We start from the raw sequence: 20,873 nt of genomic DNA, 5'->3' as shown, positions 1-20,873 counted from the left end.
CGAGGGACCACGGGGGCCGCCGCGGGTCCGAAGCCCACCGGTCTCGCTTCGTTCGTCATGGTCATGTCGAGCGTTCTCCTTTCGTGCCTCGAAGAGCGCCGCGGGGGACGAGCGCCGAACGATGCGAGCCCTCTGACGGTCGGATGCGGAGTAACGCCTGCTCGATCACTTGCACGCCCACAGGATGGGCACCTGGTATGCGCGCAGTAGTTCATCCGAAGTGATGAGCGTCGCATCCTCCAGCTGGGCTTGCGCCACCAGCATTCGATCGAACGGATCGCGGTGGTGCAGCGGATAGGAAGTCGCCATCCAGACGTGCGCCGCTTCGATGGCCAGCTCCCGCACCGTCGGATAGCCAAGCCACCACGCCCGAAGCTGCTCCGGCGGCAGGCTGCCTTCCAGCCGTCCGATGGCGTGCTTGATCGCAAGCTCCCACCAGGATGCGACCGAAATCAGTATCTGCGCACCGGGATCCTGGACCGCATCGACGACCTCCCGCCGTGAGCGGTTGGGATCGGCAGCGAACCAGATTGCGACGTGCGTGTCGAGGAGTCACTTCAAGGCTCGTCTCCCTCGAATGCACTCCGGACGTCGTTGGGGAGTGGGGCGTCGAAGTCCTCCTTGAGCTTGATTTGCCCGAGCAAGCCGCCCGCGACCGGCGCGACCGGAGACGGCGGCTCCGCCTCCCCAAGCGCGATGAGCTCGACACGCTGCCCACGGAGCGGCGAGAGCGCAGGCAGAGCGCGGACGACGGAATCGTCCACCACGACGTGGATCTTGAGGGCTTGCATGCGCACAGGATGCGCCACCGAGCGTCGGAGGTCCATCCTGCGGAGGCGGACGGTGGGGCGCGGCGCTGCTGCTCGACGTCGAGGGCGAGGAGCTCGCGAAGCAGCTCGTCGAGCGCTCTGTGATCGACCGGAGCGGCTCGGTGAGCGAGCGGCTGTGGCGGCGCGTCTACAGCCCCGACGCCCCGCTCGACGGCGCCGGGTCACGCGTCGAGCGCGACGCGCGCTGGCTGGCCGGTATCCCTGAGCCCATCTGGCAGCTCGTGCGCGACAACGTCCTGCGCTGCCTGTAGTCTCGGCCGGATCGCTTTTCCCGCGGCGACCGCGGGAGCGACGATCGGAGGTCGAACGTGAAACGGACTTTCCTCGCCCTCGCGGCGGCGTTGCTCGCGGTGGGCTGCTCGGCGAAGTCGAGGACGTTCTCCGGCGAAGAGCCCCAGGGCGCGGGCGGGAACGACGGCGGGGGCAGGAACGACAGCGGCGGCGATGCGGGCACCGGCGGCAGGAGCGACGGCGGCGGCGGGAACGACGGCGGCGGTGACGCGGGCACCGGCGGCGGGCCGCTGTGCGCCGGCGTGGACTGCAGCCGCCTCGACGGCGGCTGCATGCGCGGCGTGTGCATCGAGGGCGGGTGCTTCGCCGAGCCGCGGCGAGCGGGGACCGAGTGCGCGGCCGCGGCCGGCGAGTGCGACGCGGCCGACACGTGCGACGGCGCGGGCGAGTGCGTCGCGAACCGGGCGCCGGAGGGCACGGCGTGCACGGGGTGCCCGAGCGGGGTGTGCGGCGGCTGCGCGATGGGGGTGTGCGCCGATGGGCCCGCGGTCACCTGCGGCCTCCGCTTCGCCGACGTGACCGCCGCCTCGGGGCTGCCGGCGACGACAGGCAGCTCGGTCGTCGCGTGGCTCGACGTCGAGAACGACGGCGACCCCGACGTGTTCCTGCGCGGCAGCGGCCTGTACATCAACAACGGCGCGGGCGTGTTCACGGAGGGGGCCGCCGCGCGCGGCATCAGGGATCTCGGCACCACCTCCGAGCACTACCCGGTGATCGCCGCCGACTTCGACAACGACGGCGACATGGACATCTTCGTCGCCAACGACACCCGCTACGGCACGATCCCGAATCGGCTCTATCGAAACGACGGCAGCGGCACGTTCATGAACGTCGCGCTCTCGGCCAACCTCGAGCTCACGACGACGACGCCCGGCCCGGCGGTGTGGGTCGACCACGATGGCGACAACGACCTCGATCTGTTCTTCGGCTCGGAGTTCGGCACGTCCGCCATGTTCCGGAACGACGGTGCGCTGCCGTTCGCCGATGAAAGCGCGCGCTTCAGCACCTTCCTCCAGGGCGACAGCGCGACGTGGGCCGATCCCGACGCCGACGGCGATCTCGATCTCTACATGGCCACCGGCTCGACCGGAAACGGGAACCGCTTCTTCCGCTTCACGTCGCCGAGCTGGACGGACGTCGCGACGTCGGCCGGGCTCGAGGACGCGCCGGCGGCCAGCTCCCGCTGGGGCGGCGCGACCTGGATCGATATCGATGCCGACGGCGACCTCGATCTCCTCTCGGTGCGCGACGGGGACGCGGACGATCTGCTCTATTACAATGCCGGCGCCGGCGCGCCGTTCTCCGCCGCCATGGCGGAGAGCGTCGGGCTCGGAGACGGATCGTTCATGAGCGCGAGCGTGTGGGCCGACTGGGATCAGGACGGCGACCTCGACGCGTACGCGGGCGGCACGCTCTACCGCAACGACGCGGGCACGTTCGCGGCCGCCGGCGCCTCGCTCGGGATCACCGCGCAGCAGGTCGGCTCGTTCGCGGACGTCGACGGCGACGGCGACCTCGATCTCCTCACCACGAGCTTCGGGGCGACGGCGCTCTACCGCCGCGACGTGACCGGAATGCCGTGCCGCGCGCCGGGCTACGCGGTCGTCCGCGTGCTCACCGATCGGGACGGCAATGCGACCGACGCGAACGTGAGGGAAGATCGCGACGCGATCGGCGCGCGCGTCGACGTGGACCTCGACGGAGACGGCGACTTCCGCGCGGGCGGCTATACAGGGGCCGATCGCGTGGCGACCTACCTCGTGGGCGCCGGCCAGTGGGGCAACCGGCAGCAGAGCCAGCTCCCGCTGATCATCGGGATGGGGGCCGCGGCGTCGGTCGATATCCGCGTGACGTTCCCCGACGGCTCCGTGGTGACACGCAACGACGTCGCCTCGGGCGCACGCGTCACGATCAACGATGTCTGACGAGGGTGGTAAACGAGATCGGCGCGATCCGGCGTGGCGGGTCGATTGTCCAATGCGGGCTCAAGGCGCACTACCCCGAACTGGGTCATCCGCCCGGTTCGGAAGGTGACTTGACAAATGCCGGGCGAAGATCGGAGTTTGGTGTCGATGCCTCAGGCGCGTGGCGCAGCACGGTGGACCGCGGGGTGGCTCGCGGCGGTGCTCGCTGCTGGCTGTGCGCAGATCCTGGGCGCGGACTGGGATAACTACACGCCTCCCGGAGCACACGGGGGAGGTGGCACGGGCGGCGACTCCGCATCCGGCCACGGTGGCCAGAGTGGCGGCCCCGAGCAGGGGGGGGGCGGCGGAGCGGCCGGAGGCGACGCGTCCGGCGCCGGCGGCAGCGGCACCAGCAGCGGCGGAAGCGGCACAGGCGGCTCCGGCGGTGGCGGTAGCACCAGCAGCAGCGGCTCCGGCGGTGGCGATAGCACCAGCAGCAGTGGCTCCGGCGGTGGCGATAGCAGCAGCGGCTCCGGCGGTGGTACCAGCAGCAGTGGCTCCGGCGGTGGCAATAGCACCAGCACCAGCACCAGCGGCTCCGGCGGTGGCGCCGGCGGCAGCGACGACAGCGGCAGCGGCGGCTCTGGCGGCGGCGTAACCGCCCCGAGCTGTGCCACCAGCCCGCCGGAGACAGGCCCCCTCTGCGGGCCTCCTCCCGGCATCAGCTGCTGTGACAGCCGTGAGGTCCCGGGCGGCACGTTCAACCGGAACAACAACGCTGCATTCGCCGCGTCGGTCAGCAGCTTCCATCTGGATACGTTCGAGATCACCGTGGGGCGATTCAGAGCCTTCATGGAGAGCGGGCACGGCGTGCGGACCTCGCCGCCCGCCGCCGTAGCGGGAGAGCACCCGAAGATCCCTGGGAGCGGGTGGCAGTCCGCATGGAACGACGCGCTCCGCCCGGACGCGACCTCGCTCTCGGCAGCGCTGAGCTGCACCAGCTCGACCGCGACGTGGACCCCCGCGGCTGGGCGCAACGAGGCGCTGCCGATCAACTGCATCACCTGGTACGAAGCGTTCGCGTTCTGCATCTGGGACCGCGGGCGGCTGCCCACCGATGCCGAGTGGAACTACGCAGCTGTCGGAGGGAACATGCAGAGGAAGTTCCCCTGGGGCGACTTGATCACCCATGACCACGCGGCGTACGCCTGCACGGCGTGCACCTTGAGCAGCCTCCTGGAGGTCGGCTCGCTGCCGCTCGGGCGGGGACGGTGGGGCCAGTTCGATCTCAGCGGGAACGTCTCGGAATGGGCGCTGGACTGGGCCGTCAACTACACCGTTCCCTGGAACGACAAGGCCCAGCTCTCGGACGTGGCTGGCGACAATCAACGCACCCGTCGAGGCGGCTACTACGCCTCGGATGAATACACGGTGAGCAACGCGCACCGAGGCACCGACCCTCCGACGGTCCGTGGCCCCTGGACCAGCGCGCGCTGCGCGAGAGATCTCCCTCCCTAACGCCGCGCCCGCAGCGCGCCGAGCCGCGCCCGCGCCTGCTCCGCGGAGATGGATCGCGGGCGCGCCTTGCCCCAGCGCTCGAGGACAGCCTCGTACGCCGCCGCGGCGCCGCGCAGATCGCCTGTCGCCTCCAGGGCCATGCCCAGATAAAGCCGCGCCTCCGTGGTCGAGAACGGGTCGGCCAGGGCCGCGCATGAGCGCGCCACGCGCGTCAGCGGCCCGATCGCCTCCTGCCCCTTCCCCGCGAGCGCGTACACCTTGCCGATGTGCAGATCGAGCAGGAGCCACCGGCCGCTCTCCGACGGGAGCGGCTGGTCGAGCGGCATCGTCTTGAACGCCGCCGCCGCGTCGGCCGCGGTCTCCACGCCGGCGGCGTACGCCTCGGTCCAGAGCAGCCAGCGGTGCTCCGGCTTGATCTCCTGCGCCGCGGCGCGCCACTTCGACTGGACCCGCTCCAGCCACGCCGAGCGCGCCGCGTCGTACGCCTCCTGCGTCATCGACGCTGCCCGGAAGCTGTACGGCAAGAACGCGATGGTCCAGTCGGCCGTGCTCGCCGGCTCGGACCAGGCGCTCATCCGGCGGAGGAAATCGTCCGCCACACGCCCGGCCTCCCGCGGCAAACCCATCTCACGGTAGAGCTCCGCCAGCTTGAGGGCCGGGCTCGCGTGCGCGTCCTGATCGTTCCTGCCGGCGACCTCGCGCTGCCACGCGCGGGCGTGCTCCACCGCCAGCTCGAAATCGCCGTCCAGGACCGCGAGCGAGCTCCGATCGAGCAGCTCCTTCGCCCGCCGCTCGCCCTCGGGGACCGCCGCCCACCCCTGCTCCAGCGCCACGAGCACGCTCTCGCGCGGCGCGCCCCGCGCGTGGAGCGCCAGCGCCAGGTGCCGGTGCGCCGGCGCCGCCCTCGGATCGATCGAGAGCCAGCGGCGCGCGTGCTCCTCCACTTGCCGGCAATCGCCCTGGCGATGGAGGAGGCGCACCCGGTTCGCGAGGCAGAGCGTCGCGCCGGGAGCCGTCTCGGCGCAGGCCTGGTAGGCGGCGAGCTCCGCCGCGACGTCCCCCTTCATCCCGAGCGACTCTCCCTTGAACCCCCACGCGAGCACGTGGCCCAGGTCCAGGGCGAGCGCGCGATCGTAGGCCTCGACGGCGGCGTCGAACCGGAGCTGCGCGAACCTCGCCGAACCGAGGTACACGAGGAGCTCCGGATCGGCCGGAAACCTCGCGACCGCGGCCTCGAGCCGCCGCTCCCATGACACGGCGTCGGAGGGCTGGCGCACGTACGGCTCGGCCGCGTCGAGCAGCGCCATGTCGCGCTCGCCGAGGGCGGCCCGGTGCCGGGTCGCGAGCTGGAAGTGCTCGCGCGCCTCGGCCGGCCTCTGTCGAAACGTCCAGATCGCCACGCGCAGATGGCCGGCGCCGAGGCCACGATCCAGCGCCACGGCGCGCTCCATCGTGCGCGCGGCCACGTCCGGCGCGCCGTCACGGTAGGCCTGCAGCGCCTCCTGGTAGAGCGCCGCGGCCTCCGGGTTGCTCGAGGCGGGGCGCGGCGGCTCCGGGGCGACGACTGCCGCGCCGCTCGGCCGGGGCGGCGGCTCCGGGGGACGCCGGAGCACCGCGACCGTGGCGCCCGCGATCGCCGAGGCCGCCAGCGCGAGCGCGACGAGCCCGCGCCGGCCCGGCCGCGCGCGCTCGTCGCGTGCGGTCCGCACCACGACGGCCTCGCCCGACGCGGCCGCGTGATCCGGCCGCGGCGCAGGCTCCGCACCGGCCGGCGCGGGCGGCGCGCCATCGGGGCGCGGCGATGCCGGGTCGGTCCGGTACGGCACGGTCGGCGCGAAGCCGATCCCCGCGAGCGTGCCCGCGTGCTCGGCGCCTGGCGCAGGGCCGCGGCGCGCGTTGGCGCCGTCGACCTGGGTCTCGGCCTCTCGCGCGGCGGGCGGCGAGCGCGCCGGGAGGCTCGGCAGCTCGGCCTCGAGCCCCTCGGCGGCGATCAGCGCGCGCCAGAACGCGCCGGCGTCGGGGTACCGGTCGCGCGGAGAGACGCTGAGCGCCCGCGAGAGCACGCGCTCGACCGCGTCCGGCGCCGAGACGCCGCGCGCCCGCAGCGTGGGGCGCAGCGCAGGATCGACGACCACCGAATAGAGCTCGACGATCCCCTCCCCCTCCAGCGCCCGAGCCCCCGTCACGAGCTCCACGAAGACGAGCGCGAGCGCGAAGACATCGGTCCATGGCCCCGTCGCGCCCCGCTGCTTGTCGAACTGCTCCGGAGCGCCGTAGCGGGGCGTGAACACCGACGGCCCCTCCGCGGTGCTCGCGAGCGCCGCGGTGCGCGAGCGCTGATCGCCGATGATCTTGGCGATGCCGAAATCGAGGATCTTGAGCGTCCTCGCGCCCCCCGCCTCGGCGAGGAAGAGGTTCTCCGGCTTGACGTCGCGGTGGGCGATGTTCTGCTCGTGCGCCACCGCGAGGGCGCGCACCGCGGGGTCGAGCAGGCGTATCGCCTCGCGGCGGGACAGGGTGCCGCCGCCTCCGGCGCGCAGGCGCTCGAGGTGGCTGGCGAGCGTCTCGCCGTCCAGCCACTCGAGCACGAGATAGGGCACACGAGCGCCGTCCTGGGTCGTGAAGGCGCCGATGTCGAGCGCCTGCACGATGCCGGGCGAGAGGCGTGAGAGCTGGAGCAGGAGCCGCCCCTCGTCGCGCAGCCGTCGAATGAAATCCTGCTGCGCCTCGGGCGAGAGCTCGTCAGGCAGCTTGAGGCACTTGATCGCGACGGGCGCGTCGAACCCCTCGTGCACGCCGCGATAGACGACGCCGAACCCGCCGGCGCCGACGGCGGAGAGGACACGGTATTTGCCGTCGATCGTGGTCCCGCAGAGCCGAAATACGTCGCGCTGGGCGCCGGACATCGGCGGGAGTATACGCCATCTCCGGAGGACAGACTCAGGGCGACTCGGGGTTCGCCATGGCGGCCCGGAGCCGGCTGCAGGCCTCGACGAACCCGGTCGAGAGGACCTGGTCCAGGTGCCAGAAGTTCCTCTGCCGCTCGTGCTCGTAGAACCGGGCGATCGTCACCAGGAGCAGGTCCACGCACAGCGCCGGGTCGCGCCAGGCGGGCTCCGTCCGCGGCCCGCTCCGCGACCCGCTCCGTGGCCCGTCAGCGCACGACGCGGCGAGCGTCCGCTCGAGCACCGCGGCGACCTGCGCGAGCTGCAGCACCATCCGGCGGCACGCGCTCGCGCGGATCCCTCCGCCCTTGGCAGCCACCGGCCGCAGCGTGTCGTCGAACGCCGTCGCGAGCTCGCGCCACAGCAGCGCGCCCGCCTGATCCACCGCCTCCTTGAGCCCCGCTGCCGGAACGCGCGGCGAGAGCGCGTCGACGAGGCGGGCGCGCGCCCCCTCGTCCTCGGCCAGCGCGCGGTACGGCTTCGACCAGCGGGCGACCTGGCGGCGAACGTCCCCCACCGTCAGATCGAGCTTGAGCCCCGTGATGGGGAGGAGCGACGCGTCCGGCAGCTTCAGGGAGGGCCTGTGCCAGGCGTACTTGCTCTCCATGAAATCGGCGAGCATCTCGGCGATGCCGTTGCTCGCGGCCACCTGGAGTCGCGCCCTGATGTCGGCTTCGGCGAAGCGGAGCAGCGCCGCCTCGTCGAGCTCGGTGCGCCCCCCGCGCTCGACGAAGGCCGAGGCGATGCCGGGGCCGACCGCGCCGGGAAAGACGGTGTCGAGCGCGAGGGGCTCCTCGATCCGCGGCAGCACCGCGTACTCCCACTCGAACTCGGCCAGCGCCTCCTGCCACGCATGGCCCCAGGCGTCATGAACCACGTAGTCCTCGACCTCCGGTGTCCGGAGGACCATCACCATGGTGGCGAGGGTCTGTGTGACGACCTCGGTCGGGACCGCGGCCGCGTCCGCGAGGGAGCGCGCGAGCGCCGGATCGATGGCCGCGCGGTCGAAGTAGCCGAACGCGGGAAACCGCGCCGTCGCCGCGGTGTTCGTGTCGTCGCATCGGGCGATGAAGGCGGAGATGGCGCGCCGCTCCTCCTCCGGGCGCTCGTCCCAGCCGGGCACCTCGAGCCGCGGCGCCTCGCCGGAGCCCGCCGCGCCGGTCGCCGGCGCCGACGCGCGGATGCACAGGAAGATCGCGGTCGATGTCATGAGCAGATCCACGTCGCCCGGGCGCCACGGCAACGGGCCGTAGATCGCGCTCATGAGCTCGGCGCACGCGGCGGGCGACGCGCCCCCCTTCGCGGCGAGCTGCGAGGCGATCGCCTTCGTGATCGCGTGCTTCACCGCGAGGTTGGAGGTCATATGATCCATCGCGGCCTCGACCTGCGCCAGCTCCGCCTCGTCCCACCCGAGCGCCTCTCGCAGCGCCCGCCGGACGCGCGGGATCCCCTCGCTGCCCTCCGGCAGATCGAGCGGGAAATCGAGGAGCGGGCGCGACGCGATCGTATCGATGAGCGGCGCGGAGCTGCTGCCGGCGAACCGGAGCCAGAGCAGCACCGCCTCGGTGAACCAGGCCCGGAACGACGCGCTCGCCGCATGGAACTCGTCCGGGGTCGGCTCGCTCAGGGCGTCGATGCCGCGCATCAGCCGCTCGCGAAGATCGCGCCCCCTCGCCTCCCGCTCCTCGCGGCTGCCCTTCGTCGCGTCCTGCAGCTCCTCGATGTCGGCGAGCAGATCGAGCGTGGGTCCCCACGCGGCCGGGAGCGTCGGCTCGAAGAGGGCTGCCGCGCACAGGATGGGCGCCGAGGGCTGAGACCTTCCGTTCTGCTGGTCCATGGCGTTTCCTTGAAGAGGGGTGCGACCTCCCATCGCATCACAGGCGCATGCCCTGAGCAAGGCCGCGGACCAGCGCGTCCCCGCGAGAAGATGGGAGCCTTCCGGCACACACCGCAGGTTCGTGTCCTCGGGCCTGCGATGTGTCTCTCGGGCCTCCGCGCCGAGCGCACGGGCTCCACCATGAACGCTGGCGTCCGCTTCGGGACCGCTCTGGTTTCGCGCGCCCGCGGTCCCTTCCGGGATCGCCGGCGCACGAAGCGCACCCACGTATTGCTCTCTCGTGAGCGACGAGAGCATTCGCCCCTGCGCGAAAGTTTCCGTGCGGTGCTCGCCCCGCCCGGGGTGTGAAGCCGGGGCAGCTCAGCGGAGATCAGCAGGGCTCAGCAGGAGGTCGAGACCGCCGCCGCGTCCAGCCCGTCTGAGCAGCGGTGGCGGGAGGCGCGCATGCAGCGCGCCCCCCGCTGCTCGCGCCGTCGTGCGCTCGATCTTGACCTCTCAAGGAGACAGCTCGCATGTCCACTCGTACCCTTACACATCGGCTCGACTCGGGCCTTCCCCTCGGCGCTCGCTCCCGGCGGCTGCGCGGAGGCATCGCCGCGGCGCTCGCGCTCGCCGCGGCGCTCTCGTCCGCCGCGTGCACCCCCGTCGAGACGGACGAGCCGATCGGCGAGGCCCGGCAAGCGGTGAGCGACGGCAGCGGCATCTTCGCGTTCGCCGACGGCGGCATCTGGCGCCGCGGCGCCCTCGGCCCGGGCACCGGCAACGACTGGTATCGGTCCGGGACCTTCAACGGGATCACGGCCGCCGCCTTCTACAACGGTGAGCTGTACGCGGCCGCGAAGGACAACAAGCTGTGGAGGCGCGGCGCCCTCGGCCCGGGCACCGGCAACGAATGGGTCGAGGTCGGCGAGGCCTACAACGTTGTCGCCATGGTCGAATACAACGGCAGCCTGTACGCGGCCGCGAAGGACAACAAGCTGTGGAAGCGCGGCGCCCTCGGGCCGAACACCGGCAACGACTGGAGCTATGCCGGCGACGCCATCAAGGTCGTCGGCCTCGCCGTCCTCGACGGCAGCCTGTACGCGGCCGCGAAGGACAACAAGCTGTGGAAGCGCGGCGCCCTCGGGCCGAACACCGGCAACGACTGGACCTACGTGGGGGACGCCTACAGCCTCACCGGGCTGACCGCTCACAACGGCGCCCTCTACGCAGCCGCCTGGGACAACAAGCTGTGGAAGCGCGGCGCCCTCGGGCCGAACACCGGCAACGACTGGACCTACATGGGGGACGCCAACGGCGTGGTGTCCCTCGCCTCGTCGCCGTCGGCCTGCGCCATCGGGGAGATCCGGCTCGCCTCGGGCCAGTGCGTCGCGCCCCCGATGTTCGACGGCAGGGGAGGATACCACCTGTGCTCAAGGGAGACCGGCAAGGTGGTGGACTCCGACCTCCTCGCCGTCGCGTGGAGCGGCGCCGCGGCCCAGCGCTGGAACATCACGGCCGACGGAGACGCTCTGTTCGCCGTGCAGCCTCGCTCCGGCGCCTCGTTCCTGACGGCCGACGTCAGCTCGGGGTCGCCGGCGATCCCGGACGTCACCCTGGAGTCTGCGAGCGGCGACCGGAACCAGAAGTGGGCCATCTTCACCGCGGATCCGGCGTCGAGCCCGCAGCCGCACCTCGACAGGGGTTATTTCAAGCTCCAGACGCTGCGAGACGGCACCTACGTGCGGCCCAATCAGCCGTCCAGCGCCGTGCCTTACGACGTCAGCCGCGGGCCGGCGAACGGACAGGAGCTCTGGCACCTAATCGCCGCCCAGCCGTCCCGGGCGGAAAGTGGCCGGTTCGTGGTGCTGCGGGAGCCGGACGGCGTGCCGTGGGACCACGCCGAGGTACCGGAGCTCACGGCGTACGACACGACCTTCCCGGCGACGACCCCGCAGAAGCTCATCGGCGACTCGCCCGTCCCCTACTTCTACGTGGTGGACGGCGACCGGGCGCAGCAGGTCAAGACATCGCCTTACTACCGGATGAGCCGCTACGGCTACTGGACGTTGATGTTCAGCACGCACTGGGACGCCTCGCCGGCGCCCGCCCTGTATGAAGCCAGCTTCACGGCCGGCTACACGCAGGAGACGGCGGCGACCGTCGAGACCGCCATGGGGCTCACCGTGACCGGCGCGGACTCCCTGACGTTCGGTGGATCGAGCGCCCCGCTGGCCTCGACCTTCAGCCGCGATCTCGACACCTTCATCACGCAGAGCGCGACGACGGTGGCGCCGGAGGTCATCGACGTCGAGCTGGCGGCTCCTCCCGATGTGAACTACGGGTACGCAGGGTGGGTGTGGACCGACCGCTACGTGCTTGAGCGAGCCGACGGCTCCGTCGTGCTGTCGTGGAGCGTCGCCGACCCGGGCGTGACGTTCGAGCGCGTCTGGCAGCCCTGACCCTGGCGGCCCCGGCACAACGCCCGTAGGCGACAGGTCATGGCGGAGCCTGGCGCACGCGCGAAGCTCGGGAGATTGCCGCTCAATCTGCGCCTCCCCAACGCGCCGCCGTTCTTCGCCGGCAGGAGCGCGGCGTTGGCGCGGCTCGCGGAGGCGATCGGGCGCGCGCCGGTGAGCTGCGTCTCCGGCATCGGCGGGCTGGGCAAGACGGCGCTCGTCTGCCACGTGCTGCGCGCCCGCTTCGCCGAACGGGTGCCGCGCGCGGTCATGGCGCGCCTCGGCCGCGGGGCGCTGCTCGATCATGTCCTGCTCACCGTGGCACGGGCGCTCGCCGAGGTGCACGACGTCCGGGGCATCGACTGGACGGCGATCGTCACGGATCGCGACGCCCTCATCGCCGCCGCGATCGATCTCGCCGAGCCGGAGCCCGCCTCCGGCGCGACTGCTCACGTCGTCGTCCTCGACGACCTGCACCACGCCGAGCCCGCGCGCGTCCGCGAGGTGCTCGGCCGCCTCGCGCAGTACGCGCGGAGCAGCCGATGGATCGCGGTGAGCCGGGAGGATCCTGGGCTCGAAGAGCTCATGGGCCAGACGGTGGCGCTCGACGGCATGCCGCAGGGCGAGCTGGCGGAGCTGGCGCGCGCGTGGGGAGGAGCGCTGGCGGGCGACGCGGGCGTCCTGCGCGCCGCGGCGGGATCGCCGTGGCGCCTCAAGCAGCTCCTCGCGGGCCGCCAGCCGATGCACGAGCCGGACGGGCGGAGCGTGCTCGACGGGCTGCCGGCGGACGCGGCCGAGCTGCTCCGTGCGATGTGCGTGATCGAGATCCCCCTGCCGGTCCCGGCGCTCGCGCGCGTCGCGGAGGTGCCTGGCGCGGAGGTCCTCGCATCGCTGGCGCGGCGCGGCTTGCTCGAACGATCACCGGACGGGCTGCGCATGCCCGACCTCGCGAGCGCGCTGCTCGCGGGCGAGCTCGGCGAGGACGAGCTCCGCGCGCGCAAGGGCCACGCCGCGGCGGCGCTGGCGGGGGCTCCCGGCCTGCGCGCGCGGCACGAGGCGCTCCGCCTGGCGGTGGACGCCGGCGATCCTGCCCGCGCGCTCGCGCTGTTCGACGCGCACGGCGAGGCGCTGCTCGAGGCCGGCTTCGCGCGGGCGCTGCACCGCATCCTGGCACCCGCTGCGATCCCGGAGCTGTCGTCGTGGCGGCTGCGCGCGGCGGTCGAGACCGGCGATCCCTTGCTGCTCCAGGACCTCTCGCTCCCGGCCTCGCCGACGCCGGCCGACCGCGCGCACCACTCGCTCGCGCTCTTCCACCAGGGCCGCTACGACGAGGCCGCCGCGGAGGCCCTCGCGGCGACGCGGAAGGCCGGCGCCGCCGGGCTCGCGCGCGTCGCCTTCGAGGCCGGCCGCACGCGCGCGCGCTGCTTCATGGACCGCGGCCTGTTCAAGCAGGCGCGCCAGGCGTTCGAGGCGCTGGACGCGGCCTCCCCGGCCCTCGCGGCGCAGCGCGACATCGACGTCGCCGCCTGCGCCGCCCTGATGGGGCAGCGCGCGCTGGCGCTGGGGCTCGTGACCGGCGTGGAGGAGCGCCTCGCCGCGCTCTCCGGCGGCTCCTTCGCGCTGCGCTTCGGCATCGCCTCGGCGCTCTACGCGCTCGGCGCCGTCCGCCGGGCCGAGGCGGCGGCCGCGCGCCTCGAGGTCGCGCCCGGCGCGCAGGCCTCCCTGCCCGCACGGACGCTGCTGCTCCTGGGCGCGATCGCCACGGATCGCGGCGCGCTCGCCGATGCCGCCGCCGTGGTCGACAGGCTCGTGCCGCTCGCCGCTCGCTCGCCGATCAACGCGATGTTCGCGCGCCTTCTGGCGGCGCGGCTGCGCTGCCTGCGCGGCGACCTCGACGGCGTCGACCAGGAGCTCACCGCCTTCGCGGAGGCGTCGCTCGCAGGGCTCCGGTGCTCGGCGGAGGCGCTGCGCGTGCGCGCGGCGATCGAGCTCGGCGCGCCGCCGGGCGCCGCGGAGGAGCCGCCTGCGCCCGCGAGCGAGCGGACCCGCTGGGGCGACGAGCTCGCTCTGGCGCGCGTCGCTCAACGGAGCCGCTGGGGGCTGCCGTTCGCCTGGCCGGAGCTGGCGGAGCCCGACATGCCCGAGGTGGCCGTGCTCGCGACGCTGGCGCGAGGCACCGTCGCGCTGGCCGCGGGCGACGCCGGAGCGGCGCGGCGCGCGGCGCTGGACGCCGCCGGTTGCGCCGCCGAGCAGGGCTACGGCACGCTCGAGATCGCGGCGCGCGCGCTCGCGCTCGAGGCGCTCTGGTGCTCGGGGGCGGAGTCGGCCGCGGCCGCGGACGAGGCCGCGCAGCTCAAGGAGACGGCCCGGACCACGGGGGCCATGCCATGCGCGATCGCCGCCGAGCTGCTCGGGGAGCTGGCGTCGCCCGCGGGGTTGTCGCCGGCGCGCCTCGCGGGCTTCGCCGATCTCGATCGCGTCGCGCCTGCGGCGGCCCGGCGGGCGCGCGCTCTGCTCGGCGACGCGGCCTCGCTCGATCGCATCGACCGCGCCGTCGTCGAGGCGGCGCGGCGCCGCACCGGGGTCGCCGTCGAGAGGATCGGCGCGCGGGATCCTGGCGCCGAGGGGCGCGGCATCGCCTTCGACGTGCGCTCCCAGCGCGTCTGGCTGCCGGACCGCCAGGTCGATCTCTCCGAACGCCCGCTGCTCTTCCGCATCCTCGAGGTCATCGCCGAGCACGGCGGCGAGGCCGACAAGGAGACGCTCGTTCGCCTCGCGTGGCAGGAGCCGAGCTATCACCGGCTCCGCCACGACGCGCGCGTCCACACGGCGGTGCGGGCGCTGCGCCGGCTCATCGAGGACGACCCCGCGTCGCCCCGCTGCATCGTCACGACGCCGTCAGGTTATGCCTTCGGCGCGGGTCTACCGGTGCGCCGCATCGTCCCGCGCTGATCCAGGCGTGATGTGTACGCAGCCGCTGGCAGGGGAACAGGCCACGCGATGAAGCTCCGGGCGCGCGTCGGAGACGTTCGTGCTCGTGCCGGAATCCTTCGAGCTCGCGCCAAAGGTCGTTTCCTCGGGGCTCCGCCCCGCCCCGCCCCCTGGCGTTCGCCTCGCGATCGCTCTAGCTTCGCGCGCCCGCAGTCCCCGGCGGGATCGCCGGCGCACGAAACGAGGAAAGAACCCCATGCGCGTCTACATCATCGGCGCGGGCCCGGGCGATCCCGGGCTCATCACGGTCCGCGGCGCCGAGCTCGTCGCTCGCTGCCCGGTCGTCATGTACACGGGCTCGCTCGTCCCCCGGGAGATCGTCGCGTCCGCGCGGCCGGACGCCCGGGTCATCGACTCCTCCGGCATGACCCTCGACCAGATCGTGGAGGTCCTCGTCGAGGCCAGGGACGCAGGGCACGACGTGGCGCGCGTCCACACGGGCGATCCCGTCCTCTTCGGGTCGACGGCCGAGCAGATGCGCCGGATGGATGCGCTCGGGATCCCGTACGAGATCATCCCCGGCGTCTCGTCCTTCACCGCGGCGGCCGCGGCGCTCGGGCGCGAGCTCACCCTGCCCGAGCTCTCGCAGACCGTCATCCTGACGCGCGCCGAGGGGCGCACGCCGGTGCCGCCCGCCGAGCGGCTCGAGGAGCTCGCCCGCCACCAGGCGACGCTGTGCCTGTTCCTGAGCATCACCCTGCTCAAGGACGTGACCGCGGCGCTCATCCCGGCCTACGGCGCGGATTGCCCGGTCGCTGTCGTCCACAAGGCGAGCTGCCCCGATCAGAAGATCGTGAGAGGCACGCTCGCCGACATCCGGGAGAAGGTGCGGGCCGAGGGCATCAAGACCCAGTCGATGATCCTGGTCGGCCGGGTGCTCACCTCCACCGATTTCGCCGACTCGCGGCTCTATGATCCGGAGTTCAGCCACCGCTTCCGCAAGGCCGAGAAGAAGCTCCTCGTCCCTGGCACGCCCGAGGAGGACTCGTGAGCGCGGAGGAGAGCGCCGGAGCGGCGGCAGGTCGACGAGGGCTCGTCATCGTCTATACGGGCCACGGCAAGGGCAAGACGACGGCCGCGCTCGGCATGGTGTTCCGCGCGCTCGGCCGGGGCATGCGCGTCGCGGTCGTGCAGTTCATCAAGGGGAAGTGGAAGACGGGAGAGCGGCTGTTCGCCGAGACGCTCCCCAACCTGACGTTCCTCGTCATGGGGCGCGGCTTCACCTGGGAGAGCGACGATCTCTCGCGCGACAAGGCGGCGGCGCGCGCGGCTTTCCAGGAGGCCGCGGCGCTCATCGCGGGCGGCGAGCAGGACATCGTGGTGCTCGACGAGATCACGTATGCGCTCCATTACGGCTTCATCGCCGAGGACGAGCTGCTCGCGGCGCTGCGCGCGAGGCCCGCGCACGTGCACGTCGTGATCACCGGCAGGAACGCGCCCGACGCGCTCCTCGCGCTCGCCGATCTGGTGACGGAGATGAGATCGGTGAAGCACCCGTTCGAGCAGGGGCAAAAGGCCCAGATCGGAGTCGATTTCTGATGCACCGGGCCATCCCCCGGCTCGTCGTCGCCGGCACGGCGAGCGGCGTCGGCAAGACGACCGCCACGGTGGCGATCGCGCGCGCGCTCCGCGCCCGCGGCCTCGAGGTCGCGCTGTTCAAGTGCGGCCCCGACTACCTGGATCCGACGTACCACGCCCGCGCCGTGGCCGGGACATCGCACAACCTCGACGGCTGGATGATGGGCCGGGAAGCGGTCCTGTCGACGTTCGCGGCGGAGGCCGCCGGCGCCGACGTCGCGCTGATCGAGGGGGTGATGGGCCTGTTCGACGGGGCGAGCCCGACCGGGGAGGAGGGCTCGACCGCCGAGATCGCGAAGTGGCTCGAGGCGCCGGTCGCGCTCGTGGTCGACGCGTCCGGGATGGCCCGCAGCGTCGCGGCGCTCGTCCAGGGCTTCGCGGGCTTCGATCCGGCGCTGCGCGTCGCCGCTGTCGTGTGCAACCAGGTCGGCAGCCGCGGCCACCTCGACATCCTCCGACAGGCGCAGGCGCAGGTGAACCGGTCGCTGCCCGTCCTCGGCGGCCTGCCGCGGGACGAGGCGCAGCGCTTCCCCGAGCGCCACCTCGGCCTGCGCACGGCCGACGAGGCCGCGCTCCCCGAGGAGCGCCTCGACCACTGGGGCGCGCAGGCCGAGGCGTGGATCGGGCTCGACGCGCTGCTCGAGATCGCGCGCGCGGCGCCGCCGGTGCCGGAGGTGGCAGCGACGACGTCGGCGGCCAGCATGACGGCGCCGCCGCGCCAGGCGCGCATCGGCGTGGCGTTCGACGAGGCCTTCCACTTCTACTACGCGGACAACCTGCGCCGCCTCGAGGCCGCCGGGGCCGAGCTCGTGCGGTTCTCGCCGATCCGCGACGCGCGCTTGCCCGACGTCGACGCGCTCTACCTCGGGGGCGGCTACCCCGAGGTGCACGCGGAGCGCCTGGCCGCAAACGCCGCGCTTCGCGACGAGATCCGCGCGTTCGCCGGCCGTGGGGGCCCGATCTACGCCGAGTGCGGCGGGCTCATGTACCTGGCCGAGGCGATCCGCACGCTGGACGGGCGCGCGCACCCCATGGTCGGGCTCGTGCCCGCGGAGGCCGCGATGTGCGAGAAGCTGCAGGCGCTCGGGTACGTGGAGGTCGAGACGCAGGCGCGCACGATCCTGGGCGGCGCGGGGCTCCGCTTCCGCGGGCACCAGTTCCGCTACTCCGAGCTCCGCCCGTCGCAGCGCGCTGTGCCGGCGCCGGCCGAGCCGGCCGCGGCGCCCGCCGAGCCGCCGCCCGCGCAGGCGCCGCCGCCTGCCGAGCACGCGCCCTTGCCGATCGAGCACGCCTACTCCGTTCGGCGCCGGCGCGGCGGCCAGGTCGCGCGCGAGGGGTACCGGGCGGGGAGCGTCCTCGCCTCGTACGTGCACGCGCACTGGGCCTCGAACCCGCTCGTCCCCGAGGGGCTCGTCGCGAGCGCCGCCGCGCACCGGAAGGAGCGCGCGCGATGAGCGGCCCGGGAACGGCGCCGCGCCGGGTCGCCCTCATCGGCGGCGGCGTGCGCTCCGGCAAGAGCGCGTTCGCGCTCTCCCTCGCGCGCTCGCTCGGCGAGCGCCGCGCCTTCATCGCGACCGCCGAGCCGTTCGACGACGAGATGCGGGCGCGCATCGACGCGCACGTCCGCGAGCGAGGCGGCGCGTTCCTCACCGTGGAGGAGCCGATCGCGCTCCCCGAGCGCATCGCCTCGCTCTCCGGCGTCGACGTCGTCGTCGTCGACTGCCTCACGCTCTGGCTGTCGAACCTGCTGCTCCGCGACGAGACCGAGGGCCGCGCGCTCGGGCCCATCGAGGAGCGCATCGAGGCGCTCGCCGCGGCGGTCGAGTCGGCGGCGCCGCACGTCGTCCTCGTCTCGAACGAGGTCGGCATGGGCGTGGTCCCGGAGAGCCGGCTCGGCCGGGCGTTCCGCGACCTCGCGGGGCGCGCGCACCAGCGGCTCGGCCGCTCGGCCAGCGAGCTCTACGTGGCCGTGATGGGCGCGATCCTGCGCCTGCGCCCCGGCCCGGTCGCGCTCGTCGGCGGCGGCGAGGACGCGCGATGACGGCCGCCGCCGCGCTGCTCGTCGCGGTCGCGTTCGACCTCGCCTGCGGCGAGCCCCCCGCCGCCGTCCACCCCGTCGTGTGGATGGGCTCCGCGATCCAGGCCCTGAAGCGCGCCGCGCCCACGGGCGGCCGCGCCGCGGAGCTCCTCTGGGGCGCGCTCATGGCCCTCGCCGTCCCCTGCCTCTTCGCCGCGCTCGGCGCCGGCGTCGCGGCGCTGCTCGCCCCGCACCCCGTCCTCGCGCTCGCTTTGTCAGGTCTCTTGCTGAAGCCCACCTTCGCGCTCCGCGCGCTCCGCGACGCGGCCTTCGGCGTGCGCGACGCCCTCGCGGCGGGCGATCTCCCCGCGGCCCGCGGCGCGCTGCGGAGCCTCTGCAGCCGCGACCCGTCGGAGCTCGACGAGCCCGCGCTGGTCGCCGCGTCGGTCGAGTCGGTCGCCGAGAACGCGTCGGACAGCTTCGTCGCGCCGCTCTTCTATTTCGCCCTCTTCGGGCTCCCGGGCGCGCTCTTCTACCGCGCGGTGAACACGCTCGACGCGATGGTCGGCTACCACGGCCGCTACGAGTACCTCGGCAAGGCGTCGGCGCGGCTCGACGACGCGCTGAACTTCGTGCCGGCGCGGCTCACCGCGCTCTTCCTGCTCGCCGCCGGGTGGCTCCGCGGCGCCGACGCGCGCCGCGGCCTCGCCGTGCTCCTGCGCGACGGCGGCCTCACCGAGAGCCCGAACGCCGGCCGGCCCATGGCGGCGATGGCCGGGCTGCTCCGGGTCGAGCTCGAGAAGCGCGGCCACTACCGCCTCGGCGACCCCGTGGAGCCGCTCCGGCGGGGGCTCATCGACGAGGCCTGCCGGATCGTGCTGCTCGCGGCGCTGCTCTTCGCCGGGCTCGCGGCGGCCCTCCTGGCGGCGGCGTCCCTTGGACAGGAGCTCTTCCGATGACGGCGCTCACGGTGATGGTCCAGGGCACGGCGTCCTCGGTCGGCAAGAGCCTCCTCTGCACGGCGCTCTGCCGCATCTTCCAGCGGCGGGGCCTCCGGGTCGCGCCGTTCAAGTCGCAGAACATGGCGCTGAACTCGTTCGCGACCCTGGACGGCGGCGAGATCGGAAGGGCGCAGGCGGTGCAGGCCGAGGCGGCGCGCGTCGCGCCGACGGTCGACATGAACCCGGTGCTGCTCAAGCCCGAGGGCGACTCCCGCTCCCAGGTGATCGTGCTCGGCAAGCCGATCGGCAGCCTGCACGCGCGCGACTACTTCGCGTACCGGGGAGAGCTGAAGGACATCATCGCCCGCTCGCTCGGGCGGCTGCGCGAGGCGCACGACGTCGTGGTGATCGAGGGGGCGGGCAGCCCCGCGGAGATCAACCTCAAGGACCGCGACATCGTGAACATGCACGTCGCGCGCGTCGCCGACGCGCCGGTGCTGCTCGCCGGCGACATCGACCGAGGCGGCGTGTTCGCCGCGCTGGTCGGCACGATGGCGCTGCTCGATCCCGACGAGCGCGCGCGCGTGGCCGCGTTCGTGATCAACAAGTTCCGCGGCGACCTCAAGCTGCTGGAGCCGGGGCTCGACATGCTGACGGCGCGGACGGGCGTCCCGGTGCTCGGCGTGGTGCCTTACCTGAAGCAGCTGCGCATCGCGGACGAGGACTCGGTGTCGCTGGAGGGCCGGCGGCGCCGGGGGCCCGCGGGCCCGGGGCAGCTCGACATCGCGGTGGTCCGGCTGCCGCGGATATCGAATTACGACGACGTGGAGCCGCTGGAGCACGAGCCCGGCGTGGTGGTGCGGTTCATCGAGCGGCCGGACGAGATCGGGAATGCGGACCTCGTGGTGCTCCCCGGGACGAAGAGCACGATGGCCGATCTCGCGTGGCTGCGCGCGAGCGGCCTCGCGGAGGCGGTCGCGGCGCGCGCCCGGCAGGGCGGCTGGACGCTCGGGATCTGCGGCGGCTGCCAGATGCTCGGCGGGGCGATCGAGGATCCGGAAGGCGTCGAGTCGGCCGAGCCGGCGGCGCGGGGCCTCGGGCTGCTCGATGTGTGGACGCGGTTCGAGCGGACCAAGACGGTGGCGCAGGTGCGGGCGCGGCTCGCGGGCGGCTCGTTCCTGGGGGCGGCGAGCGCGGCGAGCGCTGGAGAGGCCGAGGGCGAGGGCGCGGGAGAGCTGACCGGCTACGAGATCCACATGGGCCGCGTGGAGCGGGTGGGCGGCGCGGCCGCGGCGTTCGCGATCGGATCGAGGGGCGGCAAGGCCGAGCCGGCGCTCGACGGGGCCGTGTCGGCGGACGGCGCCGTGGTGGGCACGATGATCCACGGGATCCTCGACAACGACGGGCTCCGGCGGTCACTCCTCGCGGCGCTGCGCGAGCGGAGGGGGCTCCCCAGGGTCGCGGGCGAGCCGGCGATACCGAGCCGGCACGAGGAGTACGACCGGCTCGCCACGGCGGTCGAGGCGAGCCTCGACCGGGCGCTGCTCGACCGCATCGTGGGGCTCGACCGGCGCTGAGCGGCG

Annotated in this window: 14 protein-coding genes and 1 pseudogene; 11 read left to right on the top strand and 4 right to left on the bottom strand. The window is 73.6% G+C overall.

Annotation, left to right across the window (positions count from 1 at the left end; translation table 11 throughout):
• Positions 1-165: 165 nt before the first annotated feature.
• Positions 166-540: pseudogene (locus WME82_RS01145) on the bottom strand (type II toxin-antitoxin system VapC family toxin); the annotation flags it as partial.
• Between the two features lie 17 nt (positions 541-557).
• Positions 558-791, bottom strand: coding sequence for a hypothetical protein (locus WME82_RS01140; RefSeq protein WP_437860043.1), 234 nt, complete (start codon positions 789-791; stop codon positions 558-560).
• 119 nt (positions 792-910) lie between these two features.
• Between WME82_RS01140 and WME82_RS01135 the strand changes: the two genes are divergently transcribed.
• The 3 genes from WME82_RS01135 (at position 911) to WME82_RS01125 (ending at position 4,543) form a co-directional block, all read left to right on the top strand.
• Positions 911-1,081 (top strand): hypothetical protein, encoded by a 171-nt coding sequence (locus tag WME82_RS01135; protein ID WP_437860041.1) that lies wholly within the window; start codon positions 911-913, stop codon positions 1,079-1,081.
• 57 nt (positions 1,082-1,138) lie between these two features.
• Complete coding sequence (locus WME82_RS01130; protein ID WP_438041313.1) at positions 1,139-3,046, top strand: FG-GAP repeat domain-containing protein; 1,908 nt, start codon at positions 1,139-1,141, stop codon at positions 3,044-3,046.
• A gap of 147 nt (positions 3,047-3,193) precedes the next feature.
• The gene (locus tag WME82_RS01125) at positions 3,194-4,543 is read left to right on the top strand and encodes a formylglycine-generating enzyme family protein (protein WP_438041312.1); all 1,350 of its coding nucleotides are present in this window, start codon (positions 3,194-3,196) and stop codon (positions 4,541-4,543) included.
• On the opposite strand, the gene WME82_RS01120 is transcribed toward WME82_RS01125, so the two are convergent.
• Positions 4,540-7,449 (bottom strand): protein kinase domain-containing protein, encoded by a 2,910-nt coding sequence (locus tag WME82_RS01120; protein WP_438041311.1) that lies wholly within the window; start codon positions 7,447-7,449, stop codon positions 4,540-4,542. The genes WME82_RS01125 and WME82_RS01120 overlap by 4 nt on opposite strands.
• Positions 7,450-7,483: 34 nt before the next feature.
• Positions 7,484-9,325, bottom strand: a complete 1,842-nt coding sequence (locus WME82_RS01115; protein ID WP_438041310.1) for a hypothetical protein — start codon at positions 9,323-9,325, stop codon at positions 7,484-7,486.
• 512 nt (positions 9,326-9,837) lie between these two features.
• On the opposite strand from WME82_RS01115, the gene WME82_RS01110 reads away from it, so the two are divergent.
• From WME82_RS01110 to WME82_RS01075, 8 genes are all read left to right on the top strand, one after another.
• Positions 9,838-11,766 (top strand): hypothetical protein, encoded by a 1,929-nt coding sequence (locus WME82_RS01110; protein ID WP_438041309.1) that lies wholly within the window; start codon positions 9,838-9,840, stop codon positions 11,764-11,766.
• Positions 11,767-11,805: 39 nt separating this feature from the next.
• The gene (locus WME82_RS01105) at positions 11,806-14,715 is read left to right on the top strand and encodes a hypothetical protein (protein ID WP_438041308.1); all 2,910 of its coding nucleotides are present in this window, start codon (positions 11,806-11,808) and stop codon (positions 14,713-14,715) included.
• 235 nt (positions 14,716-14,950) lie between these two features.
• On the top strand, positions 14,951-15,745 hold the full coding sequence (gene cobM, locus WME82_RS01100) for a precorrin-4 C(11)-methyltransferase (RefSeq protein ID WP_438041307.1): 795 nt from the start codon (positions 14,951-14,953) through the stop codon (positions 15,743-15,745).
• Complete coding sequence (gene cobO, locus WME82_RS01095) at positions 15,742-16,293, top strand: cob(I)yrinic acid a,c-diamide adenosyltransferase (protein ID WP_437743709.1); 552 nt, start codon at positions 15,742-15,744, stop codon at positions 16,291-16,293. The genes cobM and cobO overlap by 4 nt, the downstream gene beginning before the upstream one ends.
• The gene (locus tag WME82_RS01090; protein WP_438041306.1) at positions 16,293-17,786 is read left to right on the top strand and encodes a cobyrinate a,c-diamide synthase; all 1,494 of its coding nucleotides are present in this window, start codon (positions 16,293-16,295) and stop codon (positions 17,784-17,786) included. The genes cobO and WME82_RS01090 overlap by 1 nt, the downstream gene beginning before the upstream one ends.
• On the top strand, positions 17,783-18,373 hold the full coding sequence (gene cobU / locus WME82_RS01085) for a bifunctional adenosylcobinamide kinase/adenosylcobinamide-phosphate guanylyltransferase (protein WP_437548783.1): 591 nt from the start codon (positions 17,783-17,785) through the stop codon (positions 18,371-18,373). Before WME82_RS01090 ends, cobU begins: the two co-directional genes overlap by 4 nt.
• On the top strand, positions 18,370-19,308 hold the full coding sequence (gene cbiB / locus WME82_RS01080; RefSeq protein WP_438041305.1) for an adenosylcobinamide-phosphate synthase CbiB: 939 nt from the start codon (positions 18,370-18,372) through the stop codon (positions 19,306-19,308). The genes cobU and cbiB overlap by 4 nt, the downstream gene beginning before the upstream one ends.
• On the top strand, positions 19,305-20,867 hold the full coding sequence (locus tag WME82_RS01075; protein ID WP_438041304.1) for a cobyric acid synthase: 1,563 nt from the start codon (positions 19,305-19,307) through the stop codon (positions 20,865-20,867). Before cbiB ends, WME82_RS01075 begins: the two co-directional genes overlap by 4 nt.
• Positions 20,868-20,873: the final 6 nt, after the last annotated feature.

Source organism: Sorangium sp. So ce128, assembly GCF_051525245.1.
GTDB lineage: Bacteria > Myxococcota_A > Polyangia > Polyangiales > Polyangiaceae > Sorangium > Sorangium cellulosum_B.
The sequence above is the reverse complement of the archived record's forward strand: the minus strand, read 5'-3'. Positions and strand labels throughout refer to the sequence as shown.

Coding starts and splice junctions, on each gene's coding strand:
- cbiB (WP_438041305.1), top strand. CDS start 18,370: ATGACGGCCGCCGCCGCGCTGCTCGTCGCGGTCGCGTTCGACCTCGCC.
- WME82_RS01090 (WP_438041306.1), top strand. CDS start 16,293: ATGCACCGGGCCATCCCCCGGCTCGTCGTCGCCGGCACGGCGAGCGGC.
- WME82_RS01115 (WP_438041310.1), bottom strand. CDS start 9,325: ATGGACCAGCAGAACGGAAGGTCTCAGCCCTCGGCGCCCATCCTGTGC.
- WME82_RS01110 (WP_438041309.1), top strand. CDS start 9,838: ATGTCCACTCGTACCCTTACACATCGGCTCGACTCGGGCCTTCCCCTC.
- WME82_RS01105 (WP_438041308.1), top strand. CDS start 11,806: ATGGCGGAGCCTGGCGCACGCGCGAAGCTCGGGAGATTGCCGCTCAAT.
- cobM (WP_438041307.1), top strand. CDS start 14,951: ATGCGCGTCTACATCATCGGCGCGGGCCCGGGCGATCCCGGGCTCATC.
- WME82_RS01125 (WP_438041312.1), top strand. CDS start 3,194: ATGCCTCAGGCGCGTGGCGCAGCACGGTGGACCGCGGGGTGGCTCGCG.
- cobU (WP_437548783.1), top strand. CDS start 17,783: ATGAGCGGCCCGGGAACGGCGCCGCGCCGGGTCGCCCTCATCGGCGGC.
- WME82_RS01075 (WP_438041304.1), top strand. CDS start 19,305: ATGACGGCGCTCACGGTGATGGTCCAGGGCACGGCGTCCTCGGTCGGC.
- WME82_RS01120 (WP_438041311.1), bottom strand. CDS start 7,449: ATGTCCGGCGCCCAGCGCGACGTATTTCGGCTCTGCGGGACCACGATC.
- WME82_RS01140 (WP_437860043.1), bottom strand. CDS start 791: ATGCAAGCCCTCAAGATCCACGTCGTGGTGGACGATTCCGTCGTCCGC.